General features: G+C 37.2%; 7 protein-coding genes and 1 other RNA gene. 6 read left to right on the top strand and 2 right to left on the bottom strand.

From position 1 onward, the window contains the following. Positions 1-54: 54 nt before the first annotated feature. The 6 genes from lpxD (at position 55) to CGC57_RS12860 (ending at position 13,851) form a co-directional block, all read left to right on the top strand. Positions 55-1,074 carry a UDP-3-O-(3-hydroxymyristoyl)glucosamine N-acyltransferase gene (gene lpxD / locus CGC57_RS02840; RefSeq protein WP_095897880.1) on the top strand — a complete coding sequence of 340 codons (1,020 nt, stop codon included), beginning with the start codon at positions 55-57 and terminating at the stop codon, positions 1,072-1,074. 7 nt (positions 1,075-1,081) lie between these two features. Next, positions 1,082-2,470 carry a bifunctional UDP-3-O-[3-hydroxymyristoyl] N-acetylglucosamine deacetylase/3-hydroxyacyl-ACP dehydratase gene (locus tag CGC57_RS02835; protein ID WP_002681673.1) on the top strand — a complete coding sequence of 463 codons (1,389 nt, stop codon included), beginning with the start codon at positions 1,082-1,084 and terminating at the stop codon, positions 2,468-2,470. Between the two features lie 6 nt (positions 2,471-2,476). After that, positions 2,477-3,271, top strand: coding sequence for an acyl-ACP--UDP-N-acetylglucosamine O-acyltransferase (gene lpxA, locus CGC57_RS02830; protein WP_095897879.1), 795 nt, complete (start codon positions 2,477-2,479; stop codon positions 3,269-3,271). Between the two features lie 39 nt (positions 3,272-3,310). Next, positions 3,311-3,877 (top strand): elongation factor P, encoded by a 567-nt coding sequence (efp, locus tag CGC57_RS02825; protein ID WP_002681677.1) that lies wholly within the window; start codon positions 3,311-3,313, stop codon positions 3,875-3,877. A gap of 2 nt (positions 3,878-3,879) precedes the next feature. After that, complete coding sequence (locus tag CGC57_RS02820) at positions 3,880-4,797, top strand: UDP-3-O-(3-hydroxymyristoyl)glucosamine N-acyltransferase (RefSeq protein WP_095897878.1); 918 nt, start codon at positions 3,880-3,882, stop codon at positions 4,795-4,797. Positions 4,798-5,106: 309 nt separating this feature from the next. Then, positions 5,107-13,851, top strand: a complete 8,745-nt coding sequence (locus tag CGC57_RS12860) for a T9SS type B sorting domain-containing protein (protein ID WP_095897877.1) — start codon at positions 5,107-5,109, stop codon at positions 13,849-13,851. Between the two features lie 67 nt (positions 13,852-13,918). Here the strand turns inward: CGC57_RS12860 and rnpB are convergent. Both rnpB and CGC57_RS02805 read right to left on the bottom strand, forming a co-directional pair. Continuing rightward, positions 13,919-14,223, bottom strand: an RNA gene (gene rnpB, locus CGC57_RS02810) — RNase P RNA component class A. A gap of 42 nt (positions 14,224-14,265) precedes the next feature. Then, entirely contained in the window at positions 14,266-15,027 is a 762-nt protein-coding gene (locus CGC57_RS02805) for an endonuclease/exonuclease/phosphatase family protein (protein ID WP_095897876.1), read from the bottom strand. Positions 15,028-15,043 lie beyond the last annotated feature (16 nt).

The following is a 15,043-nucleotide window of genomic DNA, read 5'->3' as shown; positions in this document are numbered from 1 at the left end:
AAGGTAAAAATATATAAATATAGCCCTATATCGTTTTGATTATAAACTAATTAAATGAAATTTACAGCATTACAAATAGCCAATGTACTCGGTGGTGAAGTAGAAGGAAATCCCCAAATTGAAGTCTATAAACTTTCAAAAATTGAAGAGGGAAGTGAAGGGAGTATATCTTTTTTGGCAAATCCTAAATATAAACATTTTATCTATACTACTCAAGCATCCATAGTGATTGTAAATAAGGACTTTGAGGCTGAAGATAAAATATCAGCAACCTTAGTGAGAGTGGATGATGCTTATGCAGCTTTCACCAAACTCTTAGAGTTCTACAATCAAGTGAAAATGAATAAAGTAGGTATAGAGCAACCTTCATTTATAGCTTCATCTGCTAAAATAGGACAAAATGTATATATAGGAGCTTTTGTATATATTGGCGAAAATGTAGTGATAAGTGATAACGTGAAAATCTACCCTAATACTTATATAGGTGATAACTCATCAGTAGGTGAGGGGACTACTATTTTTGCAGGCTGTAAAATATATTCCGAAACTGTGATTGGCAAAGATTGTATGCTCCACAGTGGAGTAGTGTTAGGTGCCGATGGTTTTGGCTTCCAACCTAATGAAAAAGGAGAATTCAGCAGAGTGCCACAAATAGGCAATGTCGTGATTGAGGACTCTGTCGATATAGGTGCTGGAACAGCTATCGACCGCGCTACCTTAGGATCTACAATTATCCATAAAGGCGTTAAATTAGATAACCAAATACACATCGCTCATAATGTAGAGATAGGTAAAAATACAGTGATTGCTGCCCAAACAGGTATCGCTGGCTCAACTAAAGTAGGTGAAAATTGTATGATAGGAGGACAAGTAGGAATTGTAGGACACTTGGTCATAGGCAATCGCGTAAAAATACAAGCCCAAACAGGAGTAGGACGCAATCTCAAAGATGATGAAGCTATTCAAGGTTCTCCTGCTTTAGGACACGCTGAATATAATAAAGCTTATGTTATTTTTAGAAAGTTACCAAACTTGCTAAAACGCTTAGAAGAATTAGAAAAAAAATTAAAATAAATACACTATGGTAAAGCAAAATACTTTATCCAAAGAAATTACCTTAGAAGGTATTGGGTTACATACAGGTAAACAAGTGAAAATGGTACTCAAGCCTGCGCCAGTGGGCAATGGTTTTACCTTTGTACGTACCGATTTAGAAGGTAGCCCCATAGTAGAAGCAGATGCTACTTATGTAGTAAATACAGAACGTGGTACTGTTTTAGAGAAAAAAGGGGTAAAAATCCAAACCTGTGAACATATTTTAGCTGCTCTTGTGGGGATGGATTTGGATAATGTCATTATTGAGCTCAACTCGTCAGAACCTCCTATTATGGATGGTTCTTCTAAGTACTTTGTAGAAGCTATAGAAAAAGTGGGTATCACTGCTCAAGAAGCTGATCGTGATGAGTATATAGTAAAACAGGTAATTACCTACGTAAATGAAGAAACAGGTAGTGAAATTACCCTCATTCCTGCCGATGAATACCAAGTGACTACAATGGTAGATTTTGGTACTAAAATATTAGGCACCCAAAACGCTTACCTCAATAAAATTTCCGAATTTAAAACCGAAATAGCCGATGCTCGTACCTTTAGTTTCTTGCACGAGCTTGAAGCATTGCTTGATCACGGACTTATAAAGGGAGGAGATTTAAATAATGCTATTGTATATGTAGATAAAGAAATTTCTGATAGTACGATGCAAAAACTCAAAAAGGTTTTCAATAAAGAAAATATTTCAGTGAAACCTAATGGAGTGCTTGATAATCTTACTTTGCATTACCCTAACGAAGCTGCTCGCCATAAACTTTTAGATGTCATAGGCGACTTGGCATTAGTAGGAACTCGCATTCGTGGTAAAGTCATCGCTACTAAGCCGGGGCATTTCACTAATACCCAATTTGCTAAAAAACTTTCTAAGATTATAAAAAATGAACGACGCAACAACGTTCCTTCTATAGATATCAATCAACCGCCGTTGCTCAATACTGTTGATATAATGAAGTTGCTACCTCACCGTTCTCCATTCTTATTGGTAGATAAAATCTTTGAACTTTCTGATAAACATGTGGTAGGTTTAAAGAATGTAACAATGGATGAACCTTTCTTCGTAGGGCACTTCCCAGGAGCTCCTGTAATGCCTGGAGTACTACAGATAGAAGCAATGGCACAAACGGGAGGCGTATTGATACTCAGTACTGTCCCCGACCCCGAAAATTACCTCACTTACTTTATGAAAATAGACAATGTGAAGTTTAAGGTACAAGTAGTGCCAGGGGATACCCTTATATTCAAATTAGAATTGCTAACACCTATTCGCCGTGGTATCTGCCACATGCAAGCCTATGCTTATGTAAATGGCAAGTTAGCTACCGAAGCTGAGCTAATGGCTCAAATTGTTAAAGTAAAATAAAAGTATATGATTCAACCTTTGGCTTATGTCCACCCCGATGCCAAAATTGCTAAGAATGTAGTGATTGAACCTTTTACTACTATCAGTAAAAATGTAGAAATAGGTGAAGGCACTTGGATAGGACCTAACGTAACCATTATGGAGGGTGCGCGTATCGGGAAAAACTGTAAAATTTTCCCTGGGGCTGTAATTTCAGCTATTCCGCAAGACCTCAAATATAAAGGTGAAGAAACCACTACTCACATAGGCGATAATACTACTATTAGGGAGTGTGTAACCATTAATAAAGGCACTGTAGATCGTATGAGAACAGTGGTTGGGAACAATTGCCTTATAATGGCTTATTCTCATATCGCTCACGATTGTATTGTGGGGGATAATTGTATTTTCTCTAACGGGACTACTCTTGCAGGGCACGTAACTGTTGGTAATTGTGCTGTGATGGCTGGTATGACAGCTGTCTATCAGTTCTGTTCTATCGGGAGTTATGCCTTTGTAACTGGCGGTTCTCTTGTAGGCAAAGATGTTCCTCCTTATGTGAAGGCTGCTCGAAACCCTCTCTCTTATGTAGGGGTAAACTCTATAGGCTTACATCGTCGCGGATTTTCTACCGAGAAAATACGTGAGATACAAGATATCTACCGCATACTTTTCCAGAAAAAACTCAGTACATCTCACGCTTTGGACTATATAGAAGCCGAGATGGAAGCTACTGTAGAACGCGATGAAATTTTGCAATTTGTCCGTCGTTCACAACACGGTATTATGAAAGGCTATCACGGTGAGTTGATAAAAGAATAAGGACTTAAAATTAAAAACAAATAACTTAAAACAAAATAAATGGCAACAACCGCAGACATTAAAAAAGGATTGTGCATTCGCTTCAATCACGATATCTACAAAATTATTGAATTTCTACACGTAAAACCAGGTAAAGGCCCTGCTTTTGTACGTACCAAACTAAAAAGTGTTACTACAGGTAAAATACTTGATAACACTTTCTCTGCTGGTCACAAAATTGAAGACGTGCGCGTAGAAACTCGCTCTTTCCAATATCTATATGCCGAAGGTGATGAGTTCGTTTTTATGAATAACGACGACTTCAACCAAGTACACATCCGTAAAGATATGCTCGATTATCCTGAGTTGCTTAAAGAAGGCGAAACAGTGATGGTTATCTTCAATGCCGAAGACGAGACTCCTCTTTCTGTAGAAATGCCTGCCAATGTTATTCTTACTGTTACACACGTAGAACCTGGTGTTAAAGGTAATACAGCTACCAATGCTACCAAGCCTGCTACTGTAGAAACAGGAGCTACTGTGAATGTACCTCTTTTCATCAACGAAGGTGACCGCATTAAAGTAGAAACTGAAAAAGGTACTTACGTCGAAAGAATGAAAGACTAATTATGCGTTTTCCACAACCTTATACTCTTGAACAAATAGCGACTATTATCAATGCGAAATACGCCGGAGCGAGTGATTTTCCAGTACTTGGAATGAATGAAATTCACGTCGTACAAGCTGGTGATATAGTATTTGTAGATCATCCTAAGTATTACGAAAAAGCTTTGCACTCTAAGGCTACTATTGTACTGATTAATAAAGAAGTAGAATGTCCTGAAGGGAAAGCTCTTTTAATCTCAGATGACCCTTTTCGTGATTTCAATAAACTCACCGACTTTTTTAAACCTTTCCAAAAAGCAACAGCACTCATAGCACCTTCAGCTCGTATAGGTGAAAATACAGTAGTACAACCAAGTACTTTTGTGGGGAACAATGTAGTAATAGGTAACAACTGTCGTATCCATTCCAATGTGAGTATTTACGATGATTGTGTGATAGGTGATAATGTAACCATTCACGCCGGTACAGTGCTTGGAGCTGATGCTTTCTACTACAAAAAACGCCCTGAAGGTTTTGATAAACTCAAGTCTGGCGGACGTGTAGTAATTGAAGATAATGTCGATTTAGGAGCTCTTTGTACTATTGATAGAGGGGTAACAGGTGATACCACTATCAAAAAAGGAACAAAGATAGATAATCAAGTGCATATAGGTCATGATACAGTAGTAGGAGAGAAGTGCCTTATAGCTTCTCAAACAGGAATTGCTGGTTGTGTAGTCATAGAAAATGAAGTAACTATTTGGGGACAAGTAGGGATGACTAGCGGTATCACTATTGGTGAGAAAGCAGTGATTTTAGCCCAAAGTGGTATTTCTAAATCCTTAGAGGGTGGACAAACTTACTTTGGTTATCCTGCTGGTGAAGCCCGTGAGAAATATAAAGAGATGAGTGCTCTTAAACAACTTATCAGTTGTAAATAGCTTATATTATACAATTTAATAAAAATAAGAACTACCCTATTTAGGGTAGTTCTTATTTTATAGAGGTATTCTTAGTATTTGTACATTTGTTAAATCGATGTTAATTAGCGAGATACTTTTGTAGGGTCAAAAAGAAATATCTAATTTTGCGCCTTAATTATAAATATAGAGAATTGTGTTTGCCTCAATAGATTTTTTAACTATAATTTCTGTTGATTTTACAATCACAAAAAGCAATAAAAAATGAAAGGCGATAAGATATTTTAATAGTACTTTTGTCGCCCTTTTAGTAATAACTATATTATATAGATGAAAAAGTATTATATGATTAACAATATGCAAAATGTATTTTTTAAGTTATTGTTCTGTACTTTACTATTCAGTTTTTTAGGAAAAGTTACAGCACAAACAACAATGCTTTCACACGTGATAGCAGAAGATCCTGTGAACTTTGCCAATAGGGATTTTGAGGCAGGTACCCTTACGGTAACTATTTCCTCTTTACCTTCTTCATCAGCAAGTGTGAAAATTACTTTGCCTACAGGGATAGAGTATGTAGCTAATTCACTTCAAAAATCAAGTGGTTCAGCTACTATATCACACGTCTCTTCTTCTCCTATCAATGCTCCCGTCTTCAACATTTCGGGGGCTGCACCTATTACTTTTACTATTAAAAGAAAAGTAACTAAAAATGCATTGAAAGGACTATTAGCAGCAGCTACTGTCTTTAAAGATAAAGTAGTAGTAAATTCAGGCTCAGCTAAAGATGAGAAAGATTCTAATACTTATGCTTTACCTATACCTAATATAGTTGTACAGCTTGCTGAGCTTACTCATAATAACGCTTCAGGAACGAGTATAAAAACTTTTAAACTTAGAAATACAGGTACTGGTGCAGTAAAAGATATTTATTTTTCAGTAAAATATCCTACAGGAATTACGGGGCTTGAACTTACTCATAATGGTACCTCTGTTACTTCAGTCGGTACGGTTACTGGCATAGGTAAAAATACTGGAGCTACTTTGTATAAAATAAGTAACCCTAATGGTTTTAAACTAAATGATGAAATTACCATTACTGAAAAATATACTGTTACAGGTTGTCAATCTAACCGCCAGATAGTATACGAAGCCTATTGGGGAGAGAGTCCTGCAATACTCTACCAAGCACGTGATGCGGGTAGAGCAATAAATGTAAATACAGGTACTCCTAATATTGTATTGGATACGGATAATAACCATACCTATTTTAAGTGGGGTGATGGAATTTGTGTCAATAACTTAGGAACATTTACTGTTCAATATATCAATAAAGGAAGTGGAAATGCAACAGCTTATGATTTGCAAATGCTTATCACTCCTTATGTGAGTTGGAAAGGATTTAAAAGTCATAAACCAACTAATTTCCGTATTGTAGCTACTGATGGAACAGAAATTCCTATTAATTCAATGACTCCTAATGGTAATGAAGTCGTTGAAAGGGAGATACCTTTTAAAGATTTAACTGCCTTATCTACTACTTCCGCTTTGGCAGGTAAAGATATAGGCCTTAAAGATATGGATGGTGATGGCTTTAAAGATGATTTACCTATAAATGCTAAACTTAAAGTGCGCTTTGATATGGTACAAAATCAAGCAATGACTTGTTTGCAAAATGATGGAGGTATTTTTAGTGTTTCACCACATTCAAAGTTTAATTATAAAGATGCTTGCGGTACATTCAGAACTTCTGCAGTACATGCTCTTACAAACTATACTTTTAGACGACTAATTACGGGAATAGCTGATACTTCTAAGTTTCCAGCGTCTTTAACTCAAAATGAACCTATTTTCGGCTATCTTTCTGTAGGAAGTCACACCATTATAGCTCAACAAAAAATACAAGGAGAAGATACAAAAAATGGTACTACAAAATGGAAGTATGAAATAAAATTACCTGCAGGAGTAGAATTGAAAAATGTAAAATTCTATGAAGGAATTGGTTTTGGTCAATCTACTAAACCCGCTATTCCATTGGCAAATGTTCCTGCACAAGGTACACTCTCTTATACATCAAATGTGAGAGGTTACATCACATTTGATATGTTACTTACCACACCTTGTACTTCTGGTAATGTACCCTTGAAGTATGCAATTTATTATTTAGATAAAGTTGGAGACACAAATACTTATTGTGAACTTCCTCTAATCTGTGCTGATACTGAAATAGGCACTATTTGTCCTGGAGCTTGTGCTGGTAATGGACCTGTGATGATTAGCACCAAAGCAGAACGTGCTGATAATTCTTATGGTTGGACAGACTATACAATGAATACGCGTCAAACTCGTGACAATGTATCAATTATAGATCGTAGTCGTACACTCTATCTAGATGATATAGAGATTATTTCACAAGGACAACAAAATGGAGTACAGACTAATAATCTATACTATCACGCTCAAGTAAAAACGCATGCTGATCTCATTCCTAAAAGTATTGCTATATCAGTAGGAAGTAGTGCGACAGTTACTTTACAAGCTGCTTCAGCTATACTTGATCAAGGTACTAATGCCGATGGAAAATATTTCCGTTGGAATCTTTCTTCTGCTTTGCCTACAGGAGGAATTGCTGCAGGGGAGAAATTTATAGTAGTAGCTACCTATCAAGTAAATAATAAAAATTCTAGAAATAGTAGAGATTATGTTTTTGATGTTCAAGTAGGTAGTAAATCTTTCTTCTATATGCTTGATAATCAAAATGATACTGATATCAATGCATTTGGTTATCACACAAATGAAAAACACTGTGGTGCTAAACAAACACCAGCTTTCTATATAGCGGAAACTTATAAAATTATAGGTACTAATTCTTATGATATAGAAGCTTGTGATATAACAGCTATAGGAAGTCAACAGGCTTATTTAGCACGTCGTTTTGGTACTGCAGGAACTTATTATACTAACGAATTTCGTCCATCACGTCGTATTAAAACTTTGAAGATTACTATACCTAGCTCTTATAATTTAGTAAAACCAGTAGACTATTCTTATATTAGAGCTGCAGGTAATTGGATAGATGTTGATGTACAAATTCCAATAGACCAATTTACTATTACTGATGATGGTACTTACAAAACATATACCTATATCAACCCTCCTAAAGGAAGTTCAGGTTATCTTAATCCAGGAACTGTATCTGTAGAAAATGCTTATGGTGAGACTATACGAACTTGGCTACAAGCTACTTGTGATTCGAAAACATTTGTAAATACTACTCAAGCTATTGCAGATAATCAGTTAGCAAAAGTAGATATAGATTTTGAAGATTTCTATTATCATTATGCTGATAAAGCAAATATTCCCGTTCAAGGAGAACATTATGAAGAATGGATAAAATATTCAAAAAAACCTGCTATCAACCTCCTTACCGAGACTCCACAGAACGTTACAGCTAATCAGCGTACCCAAACCGTTGATTTTAACATTACTAACACTAGTGTGTCCGATGCTCCTTATGGCTGGGTTTCAATTCCTGATGTAACAGGAGTGAAAATATTAAGTTTGGTAGAACTTGATAACTCAGGTAGTGCTGTAAGAACTTTTACAGCTCAAAATATTTCGGGTGAGAAAATGTACTTCCTAAGTGAAGGAGGTAATAATGGTACCATTGCTAAGAATACTGAAAAAAAATATCGTTTAGAGTATCAAATCACTAATTGTACTAATAATTTGTCTTTTGATGTTTATGCAGGTTGGAATTGTAATGGTGATCCTACCCAAGGATATACAAAAACTTGCCACGATCAAAAGATTACTTACAATGTGAAGATAGCCAAGAGTTTAAAACAGATTAGACCAAGTGCAAACAATCCAGGAGAAAACAACCCTGATAAGATAGGTACTATCTCTATGTGTCAAAAAACAAAATACGAGTATACTATCAATAGTGGTGACGAAGGTGATCTTTTTGATACAAAGTTAGTAGTAATACAACAACCAGGTCTTACTATATCAGATGTAGAAGTAGAATATCCTCTTAATAGTGGTAATAAATATACTCAAAATTCTACTCCTGCTATTAATGTTTCACAAGTAGGTAATAAAGTTACTTATGATATTACAGCTATTTTGCCTAATGGTACATTACCAGGATCTATCTCTCAACCTTCAGAAGTAAACAAGCGTAACTTGCGATTGAGCTTTAATGTACAACCCGATTGTGAATTTACAGCTGGCTCTTCTTTTGATATAGATGTAGAAGGTAATAACTTATGTGGCGACCCTGCCGAAGGTGATAGAACCAAAGTGATTATTGCAGGGATTGCTGGTGTAGATACTAATAAGTATAAGGTGAATAACTCTATCGTGGCTCAAGGTGGCAATGCTAATGCTTGCTCCTCATCTTATGCTGTATTCAAAGGTAAACACGAAATTATCGATTTATCAGCAAGTCATACTTTCCATACAGGAGATAATGGATTGGTAGTGATTCGTATTCCTAAAGGATTTGAATATGTTACTGGCTCATTTAACCATACTCATAATAGCGCTACCTATTTTGCAGCACCTACTCTTGCTACACCACCTACTAAACAAATAGGTAATGACGAAACTGAACTCAGTATCAGAATTCCTTCTGGAATGAAAGGCAATGATTACTTTGAATATACTATTCAAATAAGACAAAAAGCTAATACTCCTATTATAGATTGTGGAGAAACTAAAAAGATACAATACTATACTACTGATAAGGTAAATGGTATTGCTTGTCCATCAGGACCTTCAAATCCTTGCCCTTCTATTGCTGTAGAAACTACTACTCGTCGTGGCGAAGTAGAAATACCATTAGAAAGAGCTGATTTGAATATTAAGAATGTAGTGCTTACTTCAGTTGCCGAAAGCAATAAAGAGAAAGTTACAATTCAATATGCTGTTGAAAATGCCTCAACTGCTACGATGACTTATTCTGGTGACTTAAAAGTAACTTTGTACGGTGATACTAATAACAATGGAATTATAGAAGAAACAACCGATACAAAAATACAAGATTTTACTGTTAGCGGATTGTCATTAGCCCCAGGGGCAACTACTACACGAACAGAAACGCTCTTACTTGATCAAGGTCAGCTATGTCGTTTGTATCTATCTATCCGAAATACATTTAATCCTTGCTTGTGTAATGATAGAGCTGTGAAAGTAAATGCTCCTACTGCTATCAATGGATTAGTAGCTACTGTAACTGCTTGCGAAATAGGTAAAACAGAAATTACTTACAATTCACAAGCTCCAGAATACGAAAGTTATACTTGGGAAGCAGTAACCCCAGGTGCCTTAGCTCACTTATCAGCAACTGATATCAAAAATCCTGTGTTCCAATATACAGGAACAAATACTACAGCAATTCAAACCATTACTTATTTGCTGAAAGTAAAAAGAACCAATGCTTGTGAAGCGACTCAAACTGTAACAGTGGTTGTAACACCGGCTCCTAATGCACCTACAGTTGCACCACAACAGTTCTGTGCTCCTGCTACTGTGTTGGATTTGAAATTGAGAGTCAATTCAATGGCTACTAACTCGGTAAAAGTATATAGTGGAGGAACCGTTTTATCCGATACTACTACTTTACAATCAGGAATATATAAAGTGAGTTTGGTACAGCCTTCAGGTTGCGAAACTGAAAAAGCAGATGTAACTGTAAGCGTTACTGTATGTAATGTAGTAGCAAAAGACGATCCTTACAAAGTATTTGCTCCAATTACAACAGCTACCGTTACAGGTAATATACTAAACAATGATAAAGTAGGAGGCGTAACAGCTACTACAGCTACTGTTGATATCACCATCATCTCAACTGCTGGTACGGGTACTGTGCCTGTAGTAAAATCAAATGGTGATGTAGAAGTACCTGCCAACACTCCTATAGGTCAGTATCAAATTACCTATAAAATATGTGCCAAAGGTAGTTCAGTAGATTGTGCTACTGCTACAGTTACCGTGATAGTAGCGCCTAAACTCGAAGCGAAGGACGACGATTTAGGTACTTTGGGCGGTCTTGCTGGTGGTACTACTACTAAATCAGTATTCGATAATGATTTGAAAGGTACAACACCTATCAATCCTTCTGATGTAAACCTTACTTGGGGAACAACTCCATCAGGCATCACGACGAATAACGATGGTACACTTACTGTAGCACCTAATACACCTGCGGGTACTTATACCGTTAGTTATACAATTTGCGAAAAAGCGAATCCTACAAATTGTAGTACAGCTACAGCTACTGTAAAAGTAATTACACTTGATGCTGTGAATGATGGCACCAAAGTATTGCCTAAAACAGGTGGTAATATTACCGTATTAAATAATGATATTTATGGTGCACCTACTGGAGTAACTTCAGTAACTACAGCCAATGTAAGTCTTACCATTACTTATAATGGTGGTATTTCAGGATTGACAGTAAATAGCGATGGAACACTTAATGTTCCAGCTTCTACTCCTGCAGGTACTTATAATAATGTAGAATACCGAATTTGTACACTCACTACCCCTGTAGTTTGTGATACAGCAACCCTTACTATAGTAAAACAACCTGAAATCATTGCTAATGATGATGTTTTCTCAGGAGTAGTAAGTACAACGAATATCACAGTAGGTAATGTGTTGAACAACCCACCATCAGGTTCTGATACCCTCAATGGTAACCAAGCAACAACTGCTAATGTAGCGATTGCAGTAGTAACTCCTGCGGTAGGAACTGTAGTCCCTTATCTTACCCCTGCAACGGGTAATGTAGTGATACCTACAGGAACTCCAACGGGTACTTACACAATTACTTATCGCATTTGTGAAAAAGACCAAACAGGAACTCCTACAACCAACTGTGATACAGCTACTGTTACAGTAAATGTAACATCACCAATCGTAACGCCAACGCCTACCGTTCACGCAACTCCTGATACCTTTACATACTCAGGAACAGCAACACAAACAGTAGGTAATGTATTGACAAACGATACTGTTAGCGGAACGACTTCGGCTACAACGTCTAATGTAACGATTAGCCAAGTAAGTACGCCAACAGGTGCTGTAGTACCACGTATTGATACAACCAATGGTGATGTAATTGTACCAAACAATACCCCAGCAGGTATTTATACAATCACTTATCAAATCTGTACCGTAGCAACGCCAACGGCTTGTGCAACAGCTACCGTACAAGTAACAGTACCGGCAGCAACGCCAACACCTACCGTTCACGCAACTCCTGATACCTTTACATATTCAGGAACAGCAACACAAACAGTAGGTAATGTATTGACAAACGATACCGTTAGCGGAACGACTTCGGCTACAACTTCTAATGTAACAATTAGCCAAGTAAGTACGCCAACAGGTGCTATAGTACCACGTATTGATACAACCAATGGTAATGTAATTGTACCAAACAATACCCCAGCAGGTATTTATACAATTACATATCAAATCTGTACAGTAGCAACGCCAACGGCTTGTGCAACAGCAACCGTACAAGTAACAGTACCAGCAGCAACGCCAACACCTACCGTTCACGCAACTCCTGATGAGTTTACATATTCAGGAACAGCAACACAAACAGTAGGAAATGTATTGACAAACGATACCGTTAGCGGAACGACTTCAGCTACAACATCTAATGTAACAATTAGTCAAGTAAGTACCCCTACGGGCTCTGTAGTACCACGTATTGATACAACTAATGGTAATGTAATCGTACCTAACAATACCCCAGCAGGTATTTATACAATTACATATCAAATCTGTACCGTAGCAACGCCAACGGCTTGTGCAACAGCTACCGTACAAGTAACCGTACCGGCAGCAACGCCAACACCTACCGTTCAAGCAACTCCTGATACCTTTACATATTCAGGAACAGCAACGCAAACCGTAGGTAATGTATTAACAAACGATACTGTTAGCGGAACGACTTCGGCTACAACTTCTAATGTAACGATTAGCCAAGTAAGTACGCCAACAGGTGCTGTAGTACCACGTATTGATACAACCAATGGTGATGTAATTGTACCAAATAATACCCCAGCAGGTATTTATACAATTACATATCAAATCTGTACCGTAGCAACGCCAACGGCTTGTGCAACAGCTACCGTACAAGTAACCGTACCAGCAGCAACGCCAACACCTACCGTTCAAGCAACTCCTGATACCTTTACATATTCAGGAACAGCAACGCAAACCGTAGGTAATGTATTAACAAACGATACTGTTAGCGGAACGACTTCGGCTACAACTTCTAATGTAACGATTAGCCAAGTAAGTACGCCAACAGGTGCTGTAGTACCACGTATTGATACAACCAATGGTGATGTAATTGTACCAAATAATACCCCAGCAGGTATTTATACAATCACTTATCAAATCTGTACTGTAGCAACGCCAACGGCTTGTGCAACAGCTACTGTACAAGTAACCGTACCAGCAGCAACGCCAACGCCTACTATAGCTCCTATAGCAGTAGACGATCGCGCTACTACTCCACTCAATACGCCAATAGTAGTGAATGTGCTTGCTAACGATACTTTAAATGGTGCCACAACACCTAATGTAGTAGCAAACCCAGCCAATGGTACTGTGATAGTGAACCTCGATGGTTCTATCGAATATCGCCCTAATACTGGCTTTATAGGTACAGATACTTTTGTATATGAATTGTGTAATCCACAAGGTAATTGTGATAGTGCTACTGTTACGATAGAAGTTATCAATACTATTATACCATACAATGGTATGTCAGTAGATGGTGATGACAAAAACGACTATTTCCACATTGGTGGTATAGAAAGCTATCCTAACAATATAGTGCGTATTTATAACCGTTGGGGAGTGAAAGTCTTTGAAACTGAAGGCTACGACAACGTTACTCGCGTGTTCAGAGGTATTTCTAACGGACGTGTAACTGTAAATGCTCCTGAAAAATTACCTCAAGGAACTTACTATTATGTAATTGAATATTACGACCACAATAACTACAAAGAATCTAAAGTAGGTTGGTTGTATATCAAGAAATAAGAAGTATATAGATAAATGAAAAAGGGCTGTCCCCACGTAGGGATAGCCCTTTTGTTTTAGTCAATAAAAAAAGAGCAAATCATAAGCCGGATTCTGTACTTATCATTGTTGATAAGTGCTTATCATTTATCTCGGTTAATGATTGCTCATTAGCTCTAACCGCCTACCCTCCAACATCGGGCGAGCAGCCCTCAAGCGCTGGTTTACGCGGCGTTGCACCTCATAGAGTTTACCTGATTTCACTATGGCATTACCCATACATTCTTTCTGTTGCACTTGTCCTCGCCTCGCGGCGGACGGGTGTTACCCGCTATGATGCTCTGTGGTGTCCAGACTTTCCTCTACTTTCGTAGCGATAAGCTGATTTGCTCTTTTCTTATGCAAAAATAATTAAAATATCTTTACTGACAAATTTTAAATCTCAAAACTGATAAAAACTCCATTGTGGTCGGACATATATTTCCCCTTTTCATTGAAATGATCCCAAGCGCCAACTTGATATGCTTTCATTTTCTTTTTAAAAGAATTGGAAATACAAATATGGTCTATGTTGTTCCTTATCTTGTTTTTAATAGGATCAGGGTGTAGAAAAGGGGAGAGGTCTCCTTCTGTTACGCAAGTTAAATTTAGCTTCTTGAGATAATCAGAAAGGAGTTGCCTTACTTTTTCAGTACCATATCCTTGATGGTTATATCGACTTTGGTTAAAATCTCCCATTACCCATAAAGGGTTTTGTGTTTTTTTAGTAATACGTTCCCAATCCTTAGCCTGCTGGTGCAAGTCTTTTTCGTGATATTCCCATTGTTTATACCCTAAATTCCCATATCTAATTCCTGATACTCCCGCCTGATGGTAAGGAATAATTGTCCCAAAAACAGTAATATCTCCAAAAGGGGCTTTTATTACAGCACAAGCTGTTCGGTAGTTATCGAAAGTTTGTATTTGCTCAGTGATTTGCCATTTAGAGAAGATAGAAACCCAATGTTCTTCAGGAGTTTTTTCATAAGCTAAAGAATGTACAGAAAACGGATATAATTCAGTTAATGATATACTAGTAGCATTTTCTGTGAGTACTAAAACATCAGCGTTGAGTTCTTCAATTTTTACTATGGCAAGAGCTGTTTTTTGAGTTCCTTTTTTAGGACGTTCAACGTTCCAAGTAGCAATTTTGTACATAGTTTCTTTAATGATA

Source organism: Capnocytophaga sputigena, assembly GCF_002302495.1.
Taxonomy (GTDB): Bacteria; Bacteroidota; Bacteroidia; order Flavobacteriales; family Flavobacteriaceae; genus Capnocytophaga; species Capnocytophaga sputigena.
Note: the sequence above shows the minus strand (reverse complement) of the source record. Positions and strands in the feature narration are given on the sequence as shown.